24 protein-coding genes are annotated in these 22,926 nt (G+C 58.7%); 1 reads left to right on the top strand and 23 read right to left on the bottom strand.

From position 1 onward, the window contains the following. Positions 1–132: 132 nt before the first annotated feature. The 5 genes from RVM24_RS20735 to RVM24_RS20715 all read right to left on the bottom strand — a co-directional run bounded on the left by RVM24_RS20735 (position 133) and on the right by RVM24_RS20715 (position 4,745). Positions 133–2,247 (bottom strand): TonB-dependent receptor family protein, encoded by a 2,115-nt coding sequence (locus RVM24_RS20735; RefSeq protein WP_171040092.1) that lies wholly within the window; start codon positions 2,245–2,247, stop codon positions 133–135. A 141-nt stretch (positions 2,248–2,388) separates the two neighbouring features. Further along, positions 2,389–3,198, bottom strand: a complete 810-nt coding sequence (locus RVM24_RS20730; protein WP_431474674.1) for a TonB family protein — start codon at positions 3,196–3,198, stop codon at positions 2,389–2,391. Continuing rightward, positions 3,198–3,617 (bottom strand): ExbD/TolR family protein, encoded by a 420-nt coding sequence (locus RVM24_RS20725; RefSeq protein ID WP_431474673.1) that lies wholly within the window; start codon positions 3,615–3,617, stop codon positions 3,198–3,200. The genes RVM24_RS20730 and RVM24_RS20725 overlap by 1 nt, the downstream gene beginning before the upstream one ends. Continuing rightward, positions 3,614–4,012, bottom strand: a complete 399-nt coding sequence (locus RVM24_RS20720; protein WP_431474672.1) for an ExbD/TolR family protein — start codon at positions 4,010–4,012, stop codon at positions 3,614–3,616. Before RVM24_RS20720 ends, RVM24_RS20725 begins: the two co-directional genes overlap by 4 nt. After that, positions 4,002–4,745 carry a MotA/TolQ/ExbB proton channel family protein gene (locus tag RVM24_RS20715; protein WP_286253742.1) on the bottom strand — a complete coding sequence of 248 codons (744 nt, stop codon included), beginning with the start codon at positions 4,743–4,745 and terminating at the stop codon, positions 4,002–4,004. The genes RVM24_RS20720 and RVM24_RS20715 overlap by 11 nt, the downstream gene beginning before the upstream one ends. 180 nt (positions 4,746–4,925) lie before the next feature. Between RVM24_RS20715 and RVM24_RS20710 the strand changes: the two genes are divergently transcribed. Further along, positions 4,926–5,372 (top strand): hypothetical protein, encoded by a 447-nt coding sequence (locus tag RVM24_RS20710; RefSeq protein ID WP_072678380.1) that lies wholly within the window; start codon positions 4,926–4,928, stop codon positions 5,370–5,372. 13 nt (positions 5,373–5,385) lie between these two features. Here the strand turns inward: RVM24_RS20710 and RVM24_RS20705 are convergent, their stop codons facing one another. The 18 genes from RVM24_RS20705 to ssb all read right to left on the bottom strand — a co-directional run bounded on the left by RVM24_RS20705 (position 5,386) and on the right by ssb (position 22,880). Then, positions 5,386–9,081, bottom strand: coding sequence for a DUF6701 domain-containing protein (locus RVM24_RS20705; RefSeq protein WP_431474671.1), 3,696 nt, complete (start codon positions 9,079–9,081; stop codon positions 5,386–5,388). After that, complete coding sequence (locus tag RVM24_RS20700) at positions 9,078–9,494, bottom strand: hypothetical protein (RefSeq protein WP_106693325.1); 417 nt, start codon at positions 9,492–9,494, stop codon at positions 9,078–9,080. The genes RVM24_RS20705 and RVM24_RS20700 overlap by 4 nt, the downstream gene beginning before the upstream one ends. After that, the gene (locus tag RVM24_RS20695; RefSeq protein WP_106693326.1) at positions 9,484–10,269 is read right to left on the bottom strand and encodes a PulJ/GspJ family protein; all 786 of its coding nucleotides are present in this window, start codon (positions 10,267–10,269) and stop codon (positions 9,484–9,486) included. Before RVM24_RS20695 ends, RVM24_RS20700 begins: the two co-directional genes overlap by 11 nt. Next, entirely contained in the window at positions 10,269–10,787 is a 519-nt protein-coding gene (locus RVM24_RS20690) for a type IV pilus modification PilV family protein (RefSeq protein WP_286921629.1), read from the bottom strand. Before RVM24_RS20690 ends, RVM24_RS20695 begins: the two co-directional genes overlap by 1 nt. Next, positions 10,784–11,230, bottom strand: a complete 447-nt coding sequence (locus RVM24_RS20685) for a prepilin-type N-terminal cleavage/methylation domain-containing protein (RefSeq protein ID WP_431474670.1) — start codon at positions 11,228–11,230, stop codon at positions 10,784–10,786. The genes RVM24_RS20690 and RVM24_RS20685 overlap by 4 nt, the downstream gene beginning before the upstream one ends. A gap of 70 nt (positions 11,231–11,300) precedes the next feature. Further along, on the bottom strand, positions 11,301–11,747 hold the full coding sequence (locus RVM24_RS20680; protein ID WP_431475423.1) for a pilus assembly FimT family protein: 447 nt from the start codon (positions 11,745–11,747) through the stop codon (positions 11,301–11,303). 47 nt (positions 11,748–11,794) lie between these two features. After that, positions 11,795–12,316 carry a prepilin-type N-terminal cleavage/methylation domain-containing protein gene (locus RVM24_RS20675; protein WP_431474669.1) on the bottom strand — a complete coding sequence of 174 codons (522 nt, stop codon included), beginning with the start codon at positions 12,314–12,316 and terminating at the stop codon, positions 11,795–11,797. Positions 12,317–12,353: 37 nt separating this feature from the next. After that, positions 12,354–12,935 carry a hypothetical protein gene (locus RVM24_RS20670; RefSeq protein WP_374787329.1) on the bottom strand — a complete coding sequence of 194 codons (582 nt, stop codon included), beginning with the start codon at positions 12,933–12,935 and terminating at the stop codon, positions 12,354–12,356. After that, complete coding sequence (locus RVM24_RS20665; RefSeq protein WP_058090017.1) at positions 12,935–14,164, bottom strand: type II secretion system F family protein; 1,230 nt, start codon at positions 14,162–14,164, stop codon at positions 12,935–12,937. The genes RVM24_RS20670 and RVM24_RS20665 overlap by 1 nt, the downstream gene beginning before the upstream one ends. After that, a complete protein-coding gene (locus RVM24_RS20660; protein WP_286921624.1) occupies positions 14,164–15,930 on the bottom strand; it encodes a GspE/PulE family protein in 1,767 nt (588 codons plus the stop codon). Before RVM24_RS20660 ends, RVM24_RS20665 begins: the two co-directional genes overlap by 1 nt. Beyond that, a complete protein-coding gene (locus RVM24_RS20655) occupies positions 15,927–17,033 on the bottom strand; it encodes a tetratricopeptide repeat protein (protein ID WP_431474668.1) in 1,107 nt (368 codons plus the stop codon). Before RVM24_RS20655 ends, RVM24_RS20660 begins: the two co-directional genes overlap by 4 nt. Next, a complete protein-coding gene (locus RVM24_RS20650; protein WP_420195121.1) occupies positions 17,030–17,869 on the bottom strand; it encodes an ExeA family protein in 840 nt (279 codons plus the stop codon). Before RVM24_RS20650 ends, RVM24_RS20655 begins: the two co-directional genes overlap by 4 nt. Then, positions 17,869–19,587, bottom strand: coding sequence for a pilus (MSHA type) biogenesis protein MshL (gene mshL / locus RVM24_RS20645; protein WP_431474667.1), 1,719 nt, complete (start codon positions 19,585–19,587; stop codon positions 17,869–17,871). Before mshL ends, RVM24_RS20650 begins: the two co-directional genes overlap by 1 nt. Beyond that, the gene (locus RVM24_RS20640) at positions 19,584–19,886 is read right to left on the bottom strand and encodes a hypothetical protein (RefSeq protein ID WP_431474666.1); all 303 of its coding nucleotides are present in this window, start codon (positions 19,884–19,886) and stop codon (positions 19,584–19,586) included. Before RVM24_RS20640 ends, mshL begins: the two co-directional genes overlap by 4 nt. A gap of 28 nt (positions 19,887–19,914) precedes the next feature. Next, on the bottom strand, positions 19,915–20,592 hold the full coding sequence (gene gspM, locus RVM24_RS20635) for a type II secretion system protein GspM (RefSeq protein WP_061333575.1): 678 nt from the start codon (positions 20,590–20,592) through the stop codon (positions 19,915–19,917). Further along, positions 20,589–21,209: a PilN domain-containing protein gene (locus tag RVM24_RS20630; protein ID WP_431474665.1), complete on the bottom strand. Its 621-nt coding sequence runs from the start codon at positions 21,207–21,209 to the stop codon at positions 20,589–20,591. The genes gspM and RVM24_RS20630 overlap by 4 nt, the downstream gene beginning before the upstream one ends. After that, positions 21,206–22,129 (bottom strand): biogenesis protein MshI, encoded by a 924-nt coding sequence (locus RVM24_RS20625; protein ID WP_431474664.1) that lies wholly within the window; start codon positions 22,127–22,129, stop codon positions 21,206–21,208. The genes RVM24_RS20630 and RVM24_RS20625 overlap by 4 nt, the downstream gene beginning before the upstream one ends. 211 nt (positions 22,130–22,340) lie before the next feature. After that, complete coding sequence (gene ssb, locus RVM24_RS20620; RefSeq protein WP_374816049.1) at positions 22,341–22,880, bottom strand: single-stranded DNA-binding protein; 540 nt, start codon at positions 22,878–22,880, stop codon at positions 22,341–22,343. Positions 22,881–22,926 lie beyond the last annotated feature (46 nt).

Raw genomic sequence — 22,926 nt, 5'->3', positions numbered from 1 at the left:
CAACCCCCTCGGGCGTTTGTTCCCCCCTGACACGAAAAAAGCTCCGGCCGCAGAGCGGCCGGAGCATCGGAAGAAAAATGCCGGGAAAAGGAAGGAAACCCGGCCAAGCGATATGACTAACCGAGGGTCATATCAAAACCTCACTGTTGCGCCAGCAACAACCGTTCTCGGAGCGCCGGGGCGGATGCCGTCCTGCACATCCGAGATATACAGCTTGTCTGACAGGTTGCGCCCCTGAACCCACAAGGTTGCATCCGTGGTGGTTGGCAACTTGTAGCTTGCCCGTGCCGAGAACAGGGTACGGCTCGGCACCTTGCCCGCCTCGCCGTCGGAGGTCAGCTCACGGGTATTTTCGATATCACTGTAGAAGGACCCCAGATGGCTGACAGTGGCGCTCAAGTGCCAGCCGGCCATGTGATCCATCCCAACGGTGAAGCTGCCTGCCCGGGTCGGGATTTCAGGTACCCGATTGTCGTCCAGGGGTCCGGTGGTGAAACGGGCATCGGTGTAATTCAGCGCAGCTTCGGCGAACAGGTTGTAATCCGCCAGATAGAAGGCAGAGGAATCGATTCTGGCGCCGACATCGACGCCGGTAATGCGCGAATCCGCTGCGTTTACAAACAACGCATCGCCGAATTCGTCCACATCATCACGAATCAACGTGTCCTTGATGCGATTGTGGAACACAGCTGCATCGAGGCTGACGCCTTTGATTGCGCTGGTACGGACACCCAACTGGCTGTTCACGCCGGTTTCCGGGGTGAGCGGAAACTCATCCGAGCGAGCCGAGGCAGGCGCATAACCGCGATGGATGCCGGCGTAGATCTCTGATTGCGCAAACCCTGTGTAAAGCAGGCTGATCCCAGGCAGGAACAATGAGTTGGAATCCTTTTCCCGAACACCTTCGTCACTGCTACCAGGGCGAAACACCGTGTCTTTGTATTGGTTGTAGGTTTCATAACGAAGGCCCGGGGTCACCGTCCAATCACCAAAGCTCATGCTATTCTGGATATATCCGGAAACCGCCTCGGCATCGTATTCCACCAGGCGCCCGTCACGGGTGTAACCGTCCTCGCCAGAGACAGCCAACAAACGGCCGCGGTTGCCCTCATCCAGCTTCTCACCCGGCAGGCCAACAGGGCGGCGGTCCTCAAAGTTATGGTTTTCGTAGCGTACGCCGGTCTGGATACGATGGGTCAGCCCAAGCGCTTCAATGTTGGCCCACTCCAGTCGGCTCTCAACCCCCAGGTTCTCATAACGGCGATCCCGGCCTTCCATCACGCCGCCGTCTGCAGGTGCCGTGCCGCGAGTCTGGAAACGCGGGCGGTCCAGGTCTGTAAAGAAGACTTTACTGGACACGCTGACATCGTCCGTCACCTGCAGGTTATGGGTCAGGTCGTACTTCAGGTAGTTCACCGAAATGTTGTTATCTTCGCGCCCCTCATCGAAACGGCTCTTGTTGCGGGGCGCGTCACGATACTCCTGCAGAGAAAGATTCGCTTCGTCGTAACCATCGCTGCGCTCACGCAAGTAGGTCACAGACGCCGCAAGCTGGTTGCGTTCATTGACCTGCCATTCCAGGCCAGTGTAGAAATCGTCGTACTGATGCTCTTCCACATCAAAGGTTCCGTCAGCACGCTTGCCGGTGTAGGAAAACACCATGCCGACATCGCCTTCAGTGCGGCGATGGTGAATATGCTGCTGGACGGTGTCCTGGTTGCCCACGCCCACTTCGATGACGGTTTCCGGCACCAGGGTAGGTTTCAGGTTGCGGAAATTGATGATGCCGTGGTTGTTCAGAGGGCCGTGGACAATCTGCCCGGCGCCCTTGTATACCTCAACGCGCTCCAGACGCTCCAGCGGCGGGGTGTAATGCGCACCGGAATCGAGGTAAGCACTGTTGTTGATCGGCGTGCCGTCTTCGAGCAAGAGGACCTTACGGGAACGGCGCGGCGGTGCACCACGAACACCAATACCGGAGCGCCGGCCCAGGACATCGTCATCGATGGTGCGCACGCCCGGCACAAAGTCCAGGGCATCATGCAGGGTGTAGGGCTTATACACATCGATCTGGTCACGGGTCAGCACACTCGCGGCACCCGGCATGCCCTCAACAGACGTGGGCACCAGGCTACGCACATCCAGTGCTGGCAGATACACTGCCTCGCCTGTCTGCTGGGCCATCACAATGCCCGGAACGGAAGCCAGAACGGCGAAACGCACCGCGCGGATTATTGGTTTCAACATCAAACTCATCGTATTCCCCTTAGCACAGGTTTTTATTGCTGTTGGAGTAACCTTAGAGTGGGGAACGATTCGGGAGAACTGAACCATGGAACCTGAGGAGGCCTACTTTGGGTCGGGACATTTTCCCGCTAAAGCCGGGCGTTACCGCAGGGAGAAGGCGACGGGCAAGGTCACCGTCAACTCGGGCCGGCGATAATCCGCAGGCACTCCGGGTAACGGTACCGCCCTGGACAACATATCCCGCACCTCGTCATCCAGAGGGCGGAAGCCCGCACTCTTTACCACCCGGGCGTCTGCCACCTGGCCTTGCCGGTTAACCGTAAAGGTCACCTCGACCACACCTTCCCGACGCATGCGGCGGGCAGAATCGGGGTAACGTTTATAGCGGTTCAGGTGGCCCAGTAACGCCTGCAGGTAACGGGCTTCCTCGTTCACCACACCACCGGTATCTGCCTGTGTGGCGGGGGTTGCCGAGGCATCTTCGGCGGCGGCTAAGTTCGGCTCTGCGGTGGGTGCCGGGTCGGCGCCACTGGCTTCGGGCACCTCCTGCGCCACTACGTCCCTATCGGGTTCTGACGTTGTCGATACTGGCTCGACGGGCTCAGGCTCATGCTCTGGCGTTGGTTGTGGCTTGGGCTCTGGTTCTGGCAGGGATTCTGGCTTTGTTTCTGGCGACGGCGCGGGCATGGGGGTCTGCACGGGGGCAGGCTTCTGCTGGGGCTCCTCTTTCGGGGTGGCCTGTACCGGCTCCGGATCCCTGTCAGAGGGACTTTCAGCAGGCGACGCATCAGCACTCGCCAGCGTCACAAAAACACCATCGGTCCCTTCATCCGAGGCCACATCCGGCACCGGCTGTTGCGCCAATACACCCTGCACGATCAGAAAGGCTCCGGCATGAAACGCCAGTGCACAGAGCGCACCCGCAAACAGATACCGACGCTTCAACCCCATCACGGGCTCCGCCGCGTGGACAGGTGCACCGATTCAAACCCTGCTTCCGACACCCAGGCCAACACCGGCTGCCATTGCTCTGCCGTTAACGCCTGATCAATCTTGACCAGGACCGGGAATTGGGAGCGCACCGCTCCATCCACACCCCAGCCTTCCGCCCATGCCCGCGAGAGCTCGTTGTGCTGGACCGGGACTCCATTGAGAAAGACCCCGCCATCTTCCGCCATCACAATCTCGACCTGCGCTGACACCTCTGGTCCACCGGAATCCATGGCTGGCGGAATAAACGGCAAACCATCTGACGCCCGAATCTGACCGGCCAGCATGAAGAAGATCAGCATCAGAAAGACCACATTGATCAGCGGTATCAGATGATCGTCATTACTGGCTGCCGGAGCGCTGCCACGTTTGATTTTCATAGTGCCGACCCGGTGTTCACCGAGACGCTGGCTGCCCCCAATCCCCCTACCTGATCGAGCAACCAGACCACCTGTTGTATTGAACTCGCTGGATGGGGTGTGAGGATCACGGATCGGTCGCCTCCTGCGAGCAGGTCACTCAGGCGGTTATCGTCCAGGAGCACGAGCGGCTCATCCGGCAGGATTGGTCGGCCATCCGGCGTCATGCCCAGCATCAATGGGGGCTCATCGGAGACCTCTGAGCCCTCGCCCGTCGACACCATCAAGTCGAGACTTTGCCACTGGATAAACGAGGAGGTCAGCATGAAAAACAGCAGCAGAATGAACACCACATCAATCAGTGGTGTCAGACCAATCAGCTTTCGGGAGGGTGCCGCGGGGCGATCAAGCTGCATGGCCCCGCCGCTCATCACTGGCGTTAAGAGGATTAGCCGCCGGCTCAGACACATTCACCGCGCCGGAAGTATTGCCAACCAAGGGTCCGGTAAACACCGCGGTCAGCGCATCTTCCATCTCATCCACCAGGCGGTCCGTTTTACGCTCAAGGTAGCTGTGCAACATGACCACGGGAATGGCCACAATCAGGCCCGCAGCTGTCGTCAGCAGCGCCTGCCATATCCCTCCCGATAGCACCGACGGGTCCACCTGGTTACCCGCCGCTTCCATCTGCTGGAACGCCAAAATCATCCCCATTACCGTACCCAGAAGGCCCAGCAATGGGCTTAATGTGGCAATGACTTCCAGCGGCTTCAGATAGCACTTGAGCGACGCCAAGTGCCGGGACGCCTGGCGGGCCAGCTCCTCCCGAACCAGCGGCGCGTCACCATGGCGCATCACCGAGGCCATGGCACTGGCCACCAATGCCGGCACCGGCTGCTGGCACGTCATCAAGAGACTGTGGGCGTCACGCACTTGGCCATCCCGCCACAAAGACAGACTGTCCGAAACTTTGGTTTTGGATTGCCAGGTGGCCAAAAACAACTGCAGGGATTTGCCAATAATCAACGTGACGGCAACCATGGAGAATACCAACAAGATCGCCACCACCGGCCCGCCAATACCCAGCAATTCCACCAACCCGGGCGTCAACACACCCATTTCCACCAACGGACTCAACCACTCAGACATCACGTCACCCAATCCCGCGCAAATGGCACTGATTCAACCTGAGCCTGACACAATGCCAGGACCGCCTGAACCGCCCTTTGGTCGCCACTTCCCCAACTTTGGTTGTACTACGGAAAGACGCTAGGTATCCCGACTTGTCCGCTGATACTGTCGAAACGAGTGGATGAGGAGAACAACGCGATGAAATTCTGGATAACGCTACTGGTGGCTGGCATCACACTGCCCTTTCAGGCTCACAGTGAAGGCGACCTGACCAGACAAACGCCCATCGTAGTGGAAGTCGAACTGGGCACGACCGAGGGTGAGATGCGATTCAGCCCATCACACCTCGAATTTGAGACTGGTAAGCTCTACCGGCTGGTGCTGATCAACAACAGCCCCCAGCCACACTATTTTTCCTCCAATGGTATGGCACGTTCGGTATTTACCCGCAAGGCACAAACCTACGCACCCGACGGCCAGCGCACAGCCGAAATCAAAGGGCACATCCATGAAATTGAGGTATTTCCAGGCCACAAGGCGGATTGGTGGTTTGTGCCGGTACAAACCGGAGAGTTCAACGACCTGACCTGCCCGGTAGCCGGTCATCAGGAGGCAGGAATGACCGGCAGCATACGCATTTATTGATAACGCCGGTGGCTCAGTTGGCGGGTACTTCCCGCCAGTAGATGATGCGGTCGTTGCCTCGGTAGACGCCGAAGGTGGCGGTGGCGGAGGGGTCTGCTAACACCCCATCGTTGTTCCAATCATCTTCCAGCCACTCCGGAACATCCCAGGTCAGCAGATCGGTGCCCTGGGTACCAAGCGGTTCCAGGCGCAATGGCCCGGCTGTGCCCTGGTCGAAAACCCCGGAATCCGCCAGCAGCGCATGGTGAGTTTCGGCCGAATCAATATCGGTCGTTGTCCATGTGGTGCAACTGTCCGCATCATGGGTAACAAACCGCCCGCCCTCAAAAGACTCTACCCTGAACGGCATAAACAAGGCCTCCACCGTTTCCGGGCCGTAAACGTTCTCCATGATCAGCCGACCGTAGCGGATCTCAAAAGAGGCCTCCGGTTCGAAGTCATAGGGGGCCGCCTCGGCCTGAACACCGTCGGTATCCTGAACCGATGTGACGGTAAATTCTAACTGTGGCAAGAATGGCTCTATACGCGTGACCGGGCTCTTCGGATACTCGAACTGATCGTTCGGGTTGAACGAGAACAATATAAGTCCGGGTTCCTGTACGCTGAGTGCGGCCGCCTCCTGAGTGACAGAAAACGCCATTGGGTCGCCATTGGCATCGGTTGCAGCAAGGTCCTCAATGGGAACAAGTGTTGAGACGCCGGCCACCGATAGGCGCCTGAAGCCGTCGAACGTGTAGTTTCGGGTTCGCCCGCCCTGTACAGACAACGGCTCAAGCAGCGCGGTGGGCGCCATCAACCAACCGAACGGTTGTCCCGTGTAAGTGAACTGCCCTGCCCCGCACTCCGCTTCAAAGGCGCCTGGGTCCACCGTGACCCGGAAGCGGTCAGGATAGAAGCGCCCGACCGGAGCACTCCGGCCCTGCGGCAGATCCCGCCCAAGATAAGCCCTGGGCGCGGGGCTTGTGAGAAAGCGGAATACCCCCACTTCGGACTGATTTACAGCTACCGTGGTTTGCGCATCAGCGGCTCGAGCATGATCGTAACTACCAGGAGAAACCTCACCGGTCTCGCCACCGGCAGGGGCCACCAACTCCACCTGTAAAGGAATACCCGGCAGTTCGAAGTTTGGCGTGACCGGATTACCAGCACAGAAATCCACATCTGTGTCACTCTGCCAACCTGCTGCGGTAATGCTCAGGTCAAAGGATTCCCCTGCCCTGCGGAACTGCGGGCAGGTCTCATCACCCTGGGAACAGGACACTGCCGCGGAAACACAAAAACCGGCGGGCACGCTGACAAAGCTGTCCGCGCCGGGCATCAGCAGGCCGGCATCTTCGGTTGCCTCGCTGCCCCGATACAGTGCGTTGAGCTGCATCTGCCCTGCATCCGGATAGATCACATCGATCTCCGCAACGCCATCACCATCAAATGACAAATCAATTCCAGCTGGTGCGGAAGCGTCTATGCCAACCGGCGCCCCATTCACAGACACCGCTCGACTGACGTCACGGCCGCCCGGGCCAGGGTCTACATATTCGGACCAAAACTCCACAGTTTTGGTTTGGTTTGCAAACGCCGGCACACATTGCTGAGTGACATCGTCCTGACGGACCGCCCGCACTTGAACAGGGCCGGAGGGTCGGTGTGAAATCAGATCGGGAAGGTCAAACGCCAGGCCCGATTCAAAGAAGGGCAGGTCGCAATTTGACGCCGACAAGGATCCACCTATCTGGCAAAGTGTCACGGCCTGGGGGCGTGTTGAAGGATTTGATCCAACAACATCGAGCCTCACGGTTCCGGGCGACGTGTTCTGCAACGTCGCCTCCCCGAAGCCATTTACCAACGACACCACGTTTCCACCTTGCCAACCGTTGGCGGGGGCCAGTGTCGCCTGTACCGGGTCGGTGAATAGCTCAGAACAATCAGCGTTGCCGCATGCTCGAACCTGTACCGTCTCGGGTTGACACGTCAGGGCAACGCCGTCATGAATGATCTCGAAATGGTCTACCTGTTGCCCTACGGGATTCAACTTTAAGGCGCACAGTTCAATGTTTCCCAGCTCATGGATGTTGGTGGAGCCACCAGTGGAGCCCGTCAAGGAGAGCAGAAAATTTTCCGGCACCGCAGGCTGGCCGGGCTCCGCCAGCGCATTGAACGGAGCAATAAGCGTCTGGAAATTGTTACCACTTCCGGAAGTATCCCGCTCTACCGACACGATGGCCTGGCCCGCCAGCCTGGAATCAACGGTGATTCGATAGCGCTGGGCCGTGGGGTTAGTACCGGCCTGATCGATGCCCGGCGAAAGCGTGTTGGTGCCTCTCAGGTAACGATAATTGCCCTGATAGGCGCCGCGAATGGCAACGGCGTCTGCCCGGGAACCAGGGCCTCCCTGCCGCCCCTCGGTGGGATTGGAGAAATTCCCAAACTCATCCAGCCCGATCCCGAGCCAACCGCCTGCAAACCCGGGGTCGCCATTATCTCGCTGGGCATACCCCAGTGAACCACCGAAGCTGCCTGGCTGCGGCGTTATTGCAGAATCTGACAACACAATCGCCAGCCCATCTGCACCACTGCCACCGTAAGCAAAATAGTCGAACTCGAGAATCACCAGATTGTCTGCGCCCGGGATCTCTCGCTGCAGCGTCGCTGCTGTCGACTGATTACTGACGGCTTGGGTCATTCTTAATCGATTGTTGACGACCGATGGGGTGAAGCTTCCACTGGCCACAGAAGTAACCCAATCGTCCGCAGACAGGCTTCCGCCGTCGAAGTCATCGACAAAACAGGTCAGGCCGTCATTTGGGTCTGTAACCCTGATCAGTATCTCATCCTCGCCAAACGGCTGTTCGCCTCCGCAGAAAAACAGAAAGCAGTTCTGATAGCGAGATTCAAACCGCACTATGTAATCACCCGGTTGATCAAATGTGACCGTTTGAGTTACCGGTGAACGCTCGCATAATGTCGGCGTACTAGTGGATGACTGGACCAATACACCGTTAACCAACCACCGATCATTCCACCTCTGGTTAAAGGTAGACTCAACGTCTGAACACCCCTCCCCCCTGACAGCCAGGGACACAGCGTTCCCAACTTCCACTGCAACCGGTCCAACACTGTCACCATTGGCGGAAAGCTCCACACGTCTGGCACACAGTCCGGCCAACAAGCCCTGCTCAATGCCGCTGTAGTCTGCCACCGGGCCGGTATTGCCGGTGCTGATGCCGCCACCGGCTGCCAGGCCACCCGTGATCACAGCATTATTGCCAACGCTGATCGACCCGGCGGCGTAGAGTAGCCCATTGACCTGGGCGTTGTTCCCCAAGGTCAGGCTACCTCTGGTCACCAATAACAACTGGCCCGGATCACCGCCCGCATTGATTGCAATGTTATTCCCAAAGGCTTGCGAACCATTGATAAAAATCCTTACCTGGGCACCGTCTGCGACATTCAATTGGTACCCATTACCAAGGTTCGCACTACCGAAATAATAGTCTCCGGCGGCCAGTGTCGTGCCTGATACTGGCCATGGATTGTTGGCCCAGGGCACCCCCGAAAGGTCCAAGGTATTTCCGGAAGCCTGCAGGTTGCTGTTGACACCACTGGGAGCACCGAACACATCAGAACATTGGGCCGCCCAAGCTGGCGGCGCTGCCATGAACAACACGAAGAGTACTGCCAGCATGGCCCAGGAGAAGTGGGGGGACCTCATCGTACTCTAACCTCCAGGACTCGTTCCGCGGCATCCGCGCCTGAACCACAGACACCCCTGCTCGTGATTGTGTAGAGCGTGTCCCCGCCGCTGCCCCCCGTACCCCCGGATGGATCCTCTGCGGAACAAGCCAGCAACGCCGAGCAGCTTGAAAGGGATGCCTCGGTGAAATTCAGCACCCAGGAAGCCGGACAGGACCGCCCTCCATAGAGGACGTCAGCAACCGCGAGCTGAGCACCGCTTTCTGCGGAGAAAAAGGCACGCTGAGACTGGATTTGCAGACTTACAGCGTTGCTGGAACTTTGTTGCAACTGAGCCATCCCGATGACCAGCAGCGCCAGCACGGTGATAACAAACAGTGCGACCGGCAAACCGGCACCGGCCTGATTGTGAATCGATTGCTCAGGGTACATTGCGAATTTGCACCTCCTGGCTCATTCGAGTGGTCTCGTCACCATTCAGGTTTGCCAACTCAAATTCAAAATTCACAACCGCCGCCCGTTGCAACGAGGGTGGCGTTACTTTTAGATTGAACGAACCGCCGACCAGGTTGGCACTCATAACCTCCCGAGTTCCACCGGCTCCGTTCAGGGCAGCAGCAGAAGGCTGAGTAGAGCCTGGAGAGTACCCGCTGAATCGATAAAGCCATTGCCCAACCTGACAGACACTGACCGGGCTAGTGATGGCGTAAACGCGTTTTTCCGGTGAGCGCTCGCGAAAACGATGACTGGCGGACAGTTCAATGGTTGTATCACTATCCGCGACCGCATTAATGGCCGGTGAAACCGGCCCAGGATTGGAGGTGCCGTAGAGATTGGACTGGGCCGAGCCGTAGCCGTACACCACCAGCCGGGCACCGGCGGGGACTGCTCGGCCGAAGGGTACTATGCTCACTTCATCAAAGCCTGGGCCTGTTGTCAGGGATTCATAGCCGGTGCCGGCGATTACCGGCAGCCATTCCAGACATTCGCCGTTCTCGCGAACGGACAGGGGAAACGCTTCGCGCACCTCCCGGGTGATTTGCTCACTGATCACCACGCCTTGCAGCGCACGCTGTTGCCGTTCGCTAACGTCCAGCGCACCACGCGTGGACAGGGCAACAAACTGCACCGAGATGGTGGCCACAATGCCCAACAGCACGATGACCATCACCAGCTCGACCAGGGTGAACCCCTGTTGCCGGCGCATCAGAAATTCCCCCGGTAGGCGCTGAACAGGTAGGCATTGCCGGACGGGTCGGTAACGGTGATATCGATGCGTTTGGCTTCATGATTGCTCAGGCCCACTTCGGTGCCGGCACAGGCCACCGAAATAGACACCTGAAAATTGTTGTAGCCCGATAACGATTCCTCCTCGCTGTTCTCGGGCGGCGCGTTATTCAGAGTGTGATAATCGTCCACATCGTTGAAGGTACGCCGTGTTTCGCCATCCGGCCCAAGGTTGTTGCAATCCGCGTCGCCGGCATCCACCGCTCCGCCGCCCACAGGGGAATCATGGGCAAAGGATTTGGAGAGGATTTCGTCCATGTAGAGTTGCGACAATGCCACCGCACGGGTCTGATTCAAGGGATCAGCGCTTCGGCCGGTGATCAAGGCAAAGGCACCAACAACGCCGGCGATGGCAATACTGATAATGACAATGGTCATCACCAGCTCCACCAAGGTTGCGCCCTGCTGGCGAACACCGGGGCGCCGGCAAGACCTCATGAACAAGGCCCCTGATACACGGCGCCAAGGGAGCTCAGACACAGGGTAAAGTCACTGTCTCCTGAGATCTGGAATTGGAGACTTTGACCGCTGAACGGTGCCGCCAGGCGCCCCATTCGGTCAAAGTTGATGGTAAACCCGCCGCCAGGAATCGGAGTGAGCCCGGATTGACCGGCTACCTGATACGCCACACTGGCGCCCTCACGGCGGATGGAAAACAGGGAATCCGCCGCCTCGAACTCAAAAGCATTCGAGGTTTGGCGGATGGTTACGGAATTGGAGGGATTGCCCGCCAGCGCTGCTTGTTGGGTGGCTAGCAACGGGGAGAAGGCTGAACTTCTGGTGAATAGGCCGACTCCCAACACAGATAGAACGCCTACCAGGAGAATCACCATAATTAACTCGACTAAGGTAAACCCTGTCGTTGCTCTAGCCACCCACATAAAGCTTACTCTTTCGGAAGAAATTGGGCCTTATTACTGAAGTAGCGACTCTGCGCTTATAGCAAACCCATTAGCAACCCGGACTAGGTGCCGTCGTCACAGTGAGTGATGCCGCAGCTGAAGCTGTTGCTTCCGTGTAAGTTGCAACGCATGTTCCTACGGTTATGGTCCCAGCAGTATCATCGTAGACGATTTCGTCTCCATCAAACTGAGCTGCGACAGGTAAGGACGCCAAAGTTGGGAAACCATATGCGATGGCAAGTGTTGGCTCACCATCAATCGCAACGCTTGAGGTTGCCTCGTTCGCAACTCCACGCGCCAATGCAGTTGACCGAACAATACTGATCGAGGATCTTGCTGAACCTACGGCACCCTGGAATACCGCAGCCCGAGCATCCCCACCCAAATCCGCAAACCGCGGCAAAGCAAACGCCGCCAGAATACCCAAAATCACAATCACCATAACCAGTTCGATCAGGGTGAAACCTTTCTGCTTTCTTGTCTGAATTGCATTCATCATTGTCATTACCTCTTCTGGGGTCTACTCAAACTCGTTTTTCGATATCAGTTGATGACGGTCACTATGGAGCCGTCAGCGGTGTCGTAGGTGATCGTGCTGTTCTGGCCATCAAGCTGGTACTCGTACTCACATGCGGTTGTGTTGGACACAGCGGCCCAGTACTCCGCGTTGGCGTTAGCGGCCGAGCGCTGGTCGATGGTCGGAGCGTTGGACTGCATCAGACCTCGCCAGATCTGTACGCAGCGCGCCTGGTTTGGTGCAGTGGTCGTTCCGTCAGTTGAGGTGGCCCAACCATCTTCATTAACTGCTACATCGCCGTCGCCAAAACCATCAACAGCACTCACGGCTCCAGTCTGACCATTCGCCACCCACTGAGCCTTAGCCAAGGCCACACCCGCGCTCAACGCACCAGCGGTACCTTTGATACTCGCCTGATGCGCCTGCTCCGAAAGCTGCGCAAACCTCGGCAGCGCAAACGCCGCCAGTATCGCCAGGATGGCAATCACCACCACCAGCTCGATCAGGGTAAAACCCTTTTGTTTTTGCTTGCTGTTGTACTGCATCATTCGTAGCCTCTTGCCTGTGATCTGTCGTGTTATCCCGTCAGCGGCTGGCGTCCTGCCCGCTCACTGTGGTTTCTGTCAACGGCACCGGTGCCAGTTTCAGGCCGGTTGGCCGCTGTGCTTGCACCCGCAGGTTGTTCCGGCTGCGGTTTGCAAATTCGGTTGTCACTGTCCAGGCGAAGGGGTGGCCGGGTTCTGCGAGCTGCCCTTCAATGGTTATCGGCTGCTTTGGGTTATAAATCAACCAACCCTTGCCATCTTCGCCTGTTTCTTTTTGTTGCCCGGGGCGAAAGCACCAGCCACCTTGCTTCGGCTCCCCTTCGCTGCATTCGCCCGAGTACATGGGCCATTGGTGGTCCAGCCAGTCAAAGGGGTTACGCCCTTCCAGTTCTTCCAGACTGCCCTGCCGGCTCAGCATGGTTTCGGCCCCTTTCACCACCAATGCCGCCCGTAATTGGCTCAACACCATGTTCACGCTCTGTTGTTCCGCCCGCTGCAGCTCGCCTTCCAGTTTGCCCAGCAACACCCACCAGAGGGTGAACAGCACCAGCAGGGCAACAAACAGCCGCATGCGCCGGGCGCTAGCCAGCCCACTGGCGGCAGACCAGAGCGGCTCGCGCACTAGCCGCGCCCCATGGCGGCGGCTCCCAGGTCCCATATGGGCAGGAACACGCCCAGCGCCAATATCAGTACCAGGATGCCCATGGCCACAATCAGAATCGGCTCTATGGATTCCGCCAGCCGTTTCAGGCCGTAGTCCACGTCTTCGTCGTAGAAATCCGCCACGTTGTTGAGCATGTCATCCACCGAGCCGGTTTCCTCGCCCACGGCGATCATCTGCAAAATCAGCGGGGTGAACATTTCGCTGGCGCGGGCGGTGCGCAGCAGGCTTTCGCCGCGCTCGATGCCCAGGCGCATATCCTTGATGTGGTGCGCTATCCAGGCGTTGTCTGTGGCATCGGCGACCACGGTCAAGGCATGGGTCACCGGCATACCGGCTTTCAACATGGTGGCGAAGTTCCGGGCAAACCGGCTGAGGGTAATCAGCTCCAGCAGGGGGCCGATAATCGGGAGCTTCAGTTTGTAGCGGTCCCAGATTTCCCGCCCCTGTTCTGTCTGCTTCCACTGGCGCACGAGCACACCGGCAGCGGCGAAACCAAACAACATCACATACCAGTAATTGAGCAGAAAATTAGACGTGCCCACCAAGACCTGGGTAAGGAAGGGCAAGTCGGCCCCCATGCGGCTGAACACCGAGGCAAACCTGGGAATAACCAGAAAGTTCACCACCATCAGGGCCGCCAGCAGGGCCACCACCACAAAGGTGGGGTATCGCAGAGCCTGTTTTACCCGGCGTTTGGTGTCCCGTTCCAGTTCCAGGATTTCCGACAGGCGCTTGAACGCGTCATCCAGCATGCCCGTATTTTCGCCCACGTGGATCATGGCGATGAACAGGTCGGAGAATACTTTCGGGTGCGCCTGCATGGCCGTTGCCATGGTGTTACCGCCTTCGAGGCGATTGGTGATATCTTCCAGTACCTCCGCCAGCACCGGTGAACGGGAGGTTTCCGCCAACCCGCGCATGGTGCGGATCAGCGGGATGCCCGCTTTGGTGAGCGCGTGCATTTGCCGGCAGAACACAATCAGTTCATCCAGCGTTACTTTTTTGCGGAAGATGGCCAGGTTGTTTACCCGGTCCATGCCGGATTGCGTTTGCACCTGTTCCTGAATGGCCAGCGGGGTAATACCGCGGCGCATCAGTTCACTGGCCGCCGCATCCACATTGGCGGCGGTCAGTGAACCTTGCTGGACAACACCACGGTTGTCTTTACCCCGGTAGCTGAACTGCATCAGTCATCTACCCCTATGGCGCCGTCGGCTGCCAGATCGTCACCTTCCAGCAATGCACCTTCTGTAGTAGCCGCCACCCGCGCAACCTCCTGTAAAGAGGTCACGCCCTGCAGGGCATAGTCCATGGCGCACTGGCCAAGCGGTCGGAACAACGGGCTCTTGCGGGCAGCCCGGGTAAAGTCGGACACGTCCTTTCTGCGCAGGGCATCCAGCATGTCTTCGTTCATTTCCAGCATTTCGTACACGCCCACCCGGCCCTTGTAACCGGTATTACTGCATTGGTAGCAGCCACGGCCGTGCACGAAGCCGGCCTCGATATCCAGTGGGTCCAGGTCGAAGGACTGCAGCCACACCAGTTCCTGCTCAGAAGGCTGGTAGGTTTCCTTACAGTTATCGCACACTCGGCGCACCAGGCGCTGGGCCACCACGCCCAGTAGGGAACTGGCCACCAGGAACGGCTCAGCGCCCATGTCGATCAAACGCATGGCACTGCTGATGGAATCGTTGGTATGCAGGGTCGACAGCACCAGGTGGCCGGTCATGGCGGCGCGCAGGCCGATTTCCACGGTTTCGTGGTCCCGCATCTCACCCACCAGGATGATGTCCGGGTCTTGCCGCAGGGCGGAGCGCAACACCGTGGCGAACTCCAGCCCGATTTTCGGGTTTACCTGTACCTGGGTGATGCGCGGCAGCCGGTATTCCACCGGGTCTTCGGCGGTGATGATCTTCACTTCTGCCTTGTTCAGCTCGGTCAGGGCACCGTAGAGGGTGGTGGTTTTACCACTACCGGTGGGGCCGGTGACCAGAATCATGCCATGGGGCTTTTTGATCAGTTTGCGGAAGCGGTCCAGCAGGTGTGACGGCATGCCGGTGCTTTCCAGATCCAAAGTGCCCTGGCTCTGATCCAGCAAACGCATTACCACCGATTCGCCGTACTGAACCGGCATGGTGGATACCCGCACATCAATGCTGCGGCCTTTCACCCGCACGTTAAAGCGGCCATCCTGGGGCAGGCGCTTCTCGGAAATGTTGAGCCCGGCCATCAGCTTCAGGCGCAGAACAAGCGCTGCATTTACGCGCTTTTCTTTCATCACCTGTTCTTGCAGTACACCATCCACCCGCTGGCGAATGCGCACGACGGTCTCGTCGGGCTCGATATGGATATCCGAGCTTCTGGCCTGTACGGCATCTTCGAACAGGGTCTGCAGCAGTTTGACCACCGGGGCGTCGGCGCTTTCGGATTCGGCGGACAGGTCAGCCAGGTCGAACGCGTCATCACCCAGTTCGTCTTCCAGCTCTTCCGCCAGGGAGGCGATTTCATCGGTGCGGCGGTAGACCAGATCCAGGGTGTTGAGCAGTTCGCTCTCCCGCACCACCGCCTGTTTGATGGGCTGCTTGAGCACCCGCACCAATTCGTCGTAGGCGAAGATATCCAGCGGGTCGGCCATGCCCACCAGCAACTCCCCGCCCTGTTCCGCCAGCACAATGGCCCGGAACCGGCGCGCCATGGCTTCTGGCAGCTTCTTAACCAGTTCGTTATTGAACTGGTAATGGCGCAGCTGAACAAAGGGCACGTCCAACTGGCGCGAGAGGATGTTGAGCAGGTTGTCTTCGTCGACATAGCCCAGCTCGATGAGCGTTCGGCCAAGCTTGCGACCGGTACTTTTCTGCTCCCGCAGGGCGGTCATCAACTGCTGTTCAGTGATGACATTATTCTGAACCAGCAGGTCGCCTATGCGGATTTTCTTTTTCGGTTCCGTGCTCATGATTCCGCCTGCAGTACTGAGATGCGTTGCCGTGCGTAGTCCGCCAGCGAGGCGGATAATCCGGGCATGGCCGCTGCCTGGGTGTAGGCCTGCAGCGCACTTCGGTTGCGCCCACCGGTTTCCAGTGCAATGGCCAGCCCCAGCCACCAGGTACCCTGGCTGTCGTCGTGGGCGATCAATTCAGACCAGTGGCCAGCCGATTCATCGGCTGCGCCGGCCTGTTGCAACAAAGTGGCCAGGGTAATGCGATACTCCACCTGTTCAGCTACCGGGGGCACCCGGGCCTGCAAGGTAGCGATCGCCAGGTTCAAATCGCCCAGTGCCAATTGGGCGCGGGCTTTCAGCAATCTCAGGTTGGCATGTTCGTTGGTCACAGAGTCCGGCAGCCATTCCAGGGCACGCCCTGGCCTATCCAGAACCAGCATCTCCCGGGCAAAGATCTCCCGGCTTCGGGGAGCCGTTTGACGGGTGGTCAGTTCCGTCAGTGCACGCTCTGCCTCACCATTGCGACCGGTTGCCAGCAAGCTGGCCAGTTCACGACTGGTGCGCAGGTCCACCGCTTCCGGCGTTTCCCGTTGCTGCTTTACCGATGCTTCCGGCGCACGATTCCCAGTGTTCACCTCCCGCTCAGGGGTTTGTGGCTGCGCTTGCGCCACCTGAATAACCTCGGGCTCGTCCTGGTCCGCCGCGGGCTCCGCATTGGCCGGCTCGGAGCGCTTCGGCGTGGGCTCGGTTACCAACACGACCTCCGCCGTGGATGCACTATCAGGGGTCGACACCTCGGTTTCAGAAGCAGGCTCAACAGGGATCGGTTCGACGATGAACTCTGGCAGGGCGGCTGTCTCCGTGATCTCTTGTGATTCCGGGGATGCCGAAACCCTGGCGCTATCGGCGACAACGGACTGCTCTTCAGAACTACCTGACAGCATCCACCAGGCACCTACGCCACCCATCAACGCCAGTGCCACCGTCAAAACAATGGCAATCGGCATCCCGGACGCTGCCGAATCCCGGGCCACAGGCTGGCCAGTGTAAGTGCCGGCCACACGGGGCGGATTCTGCCGTTCCTCTGCGGCCCTCAGGGCATCATTCAACAAGCTCATACCCACCTCCGGAGCCAGCTAACGGGGCGGGCACTCTCTGTGTCTTTCACGGCTTGCAGAGCGTGCTTTCTGGCCACCTGGCGGTCTCCCCGCCCCCAGGCCGCCAGCATGGATTTGTGGGCCAGGACATTCACCAGCCGGGGAATACCGCCGGATGAACGCCAGATGACCTTTAATGCTGCCGGGGCAAAAATGTCCGCTCCGTTATAGCCGGCCCGGGCCAGGCGATGCCGCAGGTACTGGCCCACGGATTCCTGACCCAGTGGCTGCAATCGGGTCTGAAAGGTGATTCTCTGGCGCAACTGGCGCAGGCTGTCCTTCGCCAGGATGGTATCCAGCTCCGGCTGGCCAAACAGCACAATCTGCAACAACCGGGTGCTTTCGGTTTCCAGGTTGGTCAGCAACCGCAGAGCCTCAATGGTTTCTTCGGGCATGGCCTGGGCTTCATCAATCACCAGTACCGCCGGGCTTTGTTCCATGGCCAGGGCAATCAATCGCTGGTTCAGCGCCTTGAGAATCTGGTGGCCGTTACTACACCCGGCCACGTCGACACCCAGTTCCTCGGCAACCGCCTCATAGAGGGTCTCCGGCGGCAGGTTCGGATTGGGTATGTAAGCCGTGCAGGCGGTCTTATCCAGTTCGTTGAGCAGCAAGCGGCAGAGCAGGGTCTTTCCGGTGCCCACCTCGCCAGTCACCTTGATAAAGCCTTCCCGTTGCTGCAACGCCACCAATAACAGCTCCAACGCATCGGCATGACTGGGCGCCCGGAGGAAATATCGGGTGTTTGGCGTCAATGCGAACGGTGCTTCCTGCAGTCCAAAATGGCTTTCGTACATCAGCGGGGGGCCGTCTCCGCCTGGGGTTTAACCGACTCTGCCGAGTTCAGCAGATCTCTGAGCACGTTCATCCGCTCCCGGCTGGCCTGCACATCCGCCTGCATTTGGCCAGCATTGGCCACCATGGGCCGTATCAGGATGACAAGTTCGCTCTTGCGGGATTCGAAGCGGCGCTGCTTGAACAATTCCCCCACCAGCGGAATATCGCTGAAGAAGGGTACGGCAGAAGTAGTGTCTTCACTGGTGTCCTGAATCAAACCACCAATCACCACAATCTGACCACTCTCTGCCCGAATCACGCTGTCGGTTTCACGCACCGTGCTGCGAGCCAACGGCAGGGTGACATCCCGCTCGCCAATGGTGATGACCTTTTCCTGGTCATTCACTTCGCTGACTGATGGATGCACATGCAGTGTTATCGCGCCGCTGTCGGAAATCTGCGGGGTAACGTCCAGGGAAATGCCGGAGAAGAACGGCGTCAACTCAACCGAAGTGGAGGTTCTGTCGGTGGCGGTCACCGCCGAGTTGTTATCATTGAAATCAATATCGGTGACGAAGAACTCGTCGGTACCTACCTTGATGACGGCTTTCTGGTTGTTGATGGTGGAGATGCGCGGGCTCGACAGAATCTGCACATTGCCCTGCTGACCCAACAGCTGAATAAGACCGGTGAAATCGCCGGCGCTCACCGTGGCGGAGAACAGCCCGCCAATATCCGGGGTGCGGATCGGCTGACCCGCCATCGACTGGGCCGTGAAATAATCGGCACGACCGGCGGAGCTCTGGACGTCAGCCCAGTTGATGCCCTGCTGGTAGCCCTCGTTCAGGGTAACCTCCAGTATTTTCGCTTCCAGAACAACCTGACGCTGCATGATCAGTTCAGTCCGGCGCAGGTAATCCTCCACCATCCGCAAATCGTCAGAGCCCGCCCGGACCATCACCAGGCCCGCGCCAGCGTTAACCACTACCTGGCCATCATTACCCACGATCATAGCCACCGTCTGGCGAATATCCCGCCAGAAGTCAGACTCGGTATCGGTCGAGATGGTGGTGCCCACCAGGTTTCGGGTTTCATTACCAGTATTGGAATTGGAATTGGAGTTTGAGTTGGAAGCACCGTTGCCACTGCCCCGGGCGCTGCTGACCTGGCCCGAACTGACACGGGTTTCTGAGCCACCGCGGCGTTTGAAATGCAGGTAGTCAATGGGGAACAGTCTTGTCTGTATCCGGTCTTCCGCCACCCGAAACAGCCGGCCATTACGCTGGATATCCAGACCGTATAAATCCGCAGCAATCTCCATGACTTCCGGGACGGTGACATCGCTCAGGCGCAGATCAACCGGTGTCGTAACGCCCGGATGGACCACCACGTTATAGCGGGTACCCTCCACCAGCGCTTCAAAGAAGCTGGAGGCTGGAACGCCGCGAGCATTCACATCAAAACGCTCGTCCTGCTCCTGCGCACTGGACAGGGGCGGTAGCAACTGACTGCTGATTTCCGCGGCTGATACAGGAGCAGGATCACCGGATGCGGAGCCCGAGGCAGGGGTTTGCCGCTCGGCTTCGGCCAGCGCCTGGTCAATCTGATCGGCAACGTCTGTTGATGTGGCAGCAGACGTCCGCATCAGCGGGTTATTGGCGCAGGCAACCAGTGTGAGTGAGAGCATGGCAGCTGCGAGAGGTCTGAGTGTTGTCATCATGGTCCGACTGTCTGTCATGGTGTTCTCCGCACCTGCGGGAGCGGTTCCGGATACAGGGTTCTGGGTTGGCCGCGATCTGTTACTTCTACCCGATCTTTGAAGATACGGCGCACACGTATGTTGTCATGGCTGTCGCCCTCTTTCAGGGCTACACCCTCAATGACGGCAATCCGCCGCTCCTTGCCCAGGAGGATCGAGCCCAGCCGAATTTCCCGGGCCGGCGATGCCACCACCGGCTGCGCGTCAGCACCGGGAGGTCGGGTCGGGTCTTGCAAGGCATAGGCCTGGAGCGACCCAAGTAACACCAACGTCATCATCAAATATCTGAACAAAGGATGTGCCATCTCAAACTCCCAGCCAGGCGGCATCAAGGCTCAGGGTGCGCACACGGATGGTCGCTTCACCCTTGGGCCAGGCACCGGCCTGATAGTCCAGCTGTATCCACCCCAGACGCTCATCCATGGTTTCGAGCCGCTGTAGATACGCCAGCACATCGAGATAACCACCACGGATGGTCAGCTCCACGTCGTGGGCATAGAGCAAGGGCTCTGCAGCTTGCCGATTACCCGCCTCTGGCTGGGCACCGTCATAAACCGGTGTTGGCGTGCGCAATGTCATGGATTCCAACTGCAAGCCCTGTTGAGCTGAGAGCATGTCCCGCAACAGCGTGACCATGTCCCTCGGTGCGATCAGCTGCCCGGTAGTCTCGGTAATTTCCTGATCCAGCCGCTCCAGGCGGCTTTGCCGGGAAGCCAGTCGCTGGCGCAATGCCTCCGAAGGGTCACCGGCCAACTGGCTGTTGAGGGTTTCCTGTTGGCTAAGCAAGCTGTTCTGCGTAGCCGTTAGTGCCTGCACTCGGTTATTGAGTTGCTGCTGCCGGGTTTCCACTGGGGTAACCAACAACTCCCAGCCCAGGACGAACATGAGCACACAGGCAGTCACGACGATCAAAACCCGCTCACGGATCGGGCGGTCGTTGTACCACTGCGCAGTGGTGGCCAGGGAATCTGTCAATTTACTCATCGCCCCGACGCCTCTCCCGGTTGTGTTGCAACACGAAATTCCACCCACTGATGATCAGCTTCGTCGTCTGGCCGCTGCAACCGGAAATCGCCAAAGGTTTCACCAACAAACGCCGGCTCGTCACCCAAGCGCGCGAGGTAGCTAGGCACCAGTTCCGCCGCCCGAGTCCTGCCCTCAAGACGCATGGCCGAGGGAAGCGATTGCAAGCGCACGGCTGTCAGCCACAGGTCCTCAGGAACCTGGCGCGCCAGGGCCGAAAGCCGCCCGGAAAAACCACCGTGGTTGTGGGTTGCCAGCCCTTCCACCCGTTCGAGCAGACGCTGCCTGCGAGCAATTGTCTCAGTGATCCGCGCCAGCGAGGCTTCCAGGTCAGGATCTGGTTGCCTTGCCTGCACCTGGTCGGCCATGGTGGCAACCGCCGTTTCCAGATTCCGGTTCTGCTGTTCCAGCCGCTCTACCTGCTGCTCCAGCGTCTGATTGTGCCAGCGGCCAAAAGCCATGACGGCCACGAGTATCAGCAATACCATCCCAACCAAAGCTCCGGCCGTACCGGCATGCAGCCGTTGCCTTGTAGGGCGAAGTTCCGGGGTATACAGGTTCACCTGTTGCCTGATCATGCCGGACTCCCCTGGCCAAGCGCCGCACTCCAGGCGGGCAGGCATCGGCTATCAAGCGCGTCAGACAAGCCAAACTGGCTCCACTCAGGCACCTCGATACCGGCCGCCATGTAAGATGAGAGCATGGAGTTCAACGGTAATACCGAATCCCGGGCCACCAGTTGGATGGTCGACGGTGGCACCTGGCCGAGCTGGCTCTCGAAATAGTCCATGGAACGCTGGATCTCCAGCGCCAGGGATTGCACAGCACTCTCCTGGCTGGAGGCGTCCCGCAGATCATCATAAGACAGCTCAAGGCGGCGGGAGAGATACAGGGTATCGCCCTGGCATATGACCATCTGGCCATAGCGGTCACGAAGATGAACCAGAGCCACCCCCCTATTCGACTGATCCAGGCGGGCCGCCAGATTTCGCAAGGCCAACTCGGCAATATCGATTCGATCCAGCTCAAGGCCTGCATCCGCTACCAGACCAATCAGCTCGCGAACCAGAGATTTACGGGCTGCAACAACGTTCACCAGCGGGCCACGCCCACGGGACGCGTCTTCCGGAAATGCAAACACATCCGACACGGCGTCGGCCGGGCTGAAATCGAGGAAGTCCTTGAGCTTCCATTTGAGCGCATCGGCCAGCTCACTGTCCTCAACACCCTCCGGACGCTCAACTTGAAACACCTGATATTGATCAATGGGCAGGACCAGAACCGCAGGCACACCAGCCCAGCCCTGGTCGTCCACCAGCTTGCTGAGCGTGTCCTGCCGTTGTGCAGAAACACACTCAACAAAGCCCAGCGACTGCCCGGGCGAAGCAGCGGCTCTGGCCCAGGCAATGCCATCCGGGCGCACCTCAAGACAGACAGGCTGTCCCAAAGGCTTGCGGCGGATCAGTTTTTGTAGCGTCGTAACAAGATTCAGGATCATGGATTCCCAGGTCGTGACCACAGCGTTGCTGCCGGCCGGGACGCACGAGGTGTTTAAATTATCAGCACTTTTTACACAGGCTTACATGATAGTTGAGAAAGTGAACGTAACTCTACGTTTCATCGACTGATTTCACGGAGATTTTGCAACTCGTTAACAAAAAAGCCCGCGCAGAGCACGGGCTTTTGGTTGTCGATGAGCTGGATCACATTCAGAACGGAATGTCGTCATCAAAATCATCAATCGGTTCCGGCATGCCACCGCCCTGCTGCCCTTGAGGGTTATACCCTCCGGACGGCTGCTGAGCCTGACCACCCTGCTGCTGGGGCGGAGCATTATACTGAGATTGGGGTTGCTGCTGCGGCCGGCCCTGGGGAGCTCCCTGGTTCATGCCACCTTCGCCACCGCGGCTGTCGAGCATCTGCATCTGGCCGTTGATGTCTACCACAATCTCGGTGGTGTATACGTCCTGCCCTTCTTTATTCTGCCACTTGCGGGTTTGCAGGCGACCTTCGATATACACCTTGGAACCTTTACGCAGGTACTGGCCGGCCACTTCCGCCACCTTGCCGAACAGCACAACCCGGTGCCATTCGGTTCTCGGTACCATCTGGCCAGTCTGGCGATCCTTGTAACTTTCATCGGTAGCCAGGTTGAGATTCACAACCGCGTTGCCATTCGGGGTATAGCGGGTATCCGGATCCTGGCCCAGATTACCAATGAGAATTACCTTGTTAATGCCTCGTGCCATCTTCTGCTCCTGATCGATTTTCCGGAACACGTGCGGTCCATGCACG

It is taken from the genome of Marinobacter sp. KM021 (assembly GCF_050707965.1).
In the GTDB taxonomy this organism is placed as follows: domain Bacteria; phylum Pseudomonadota; class Gammaproteobacteria; order Pseudomonadales; family Oleiphilaceae; genus Marinobacter; species Marinobacter shengliensis.
The sequence above is the reverse complement of the archived record's forward strand: the minus strand, read 5'-3'. Positions and strand labels throughout refer to the sequence as shown.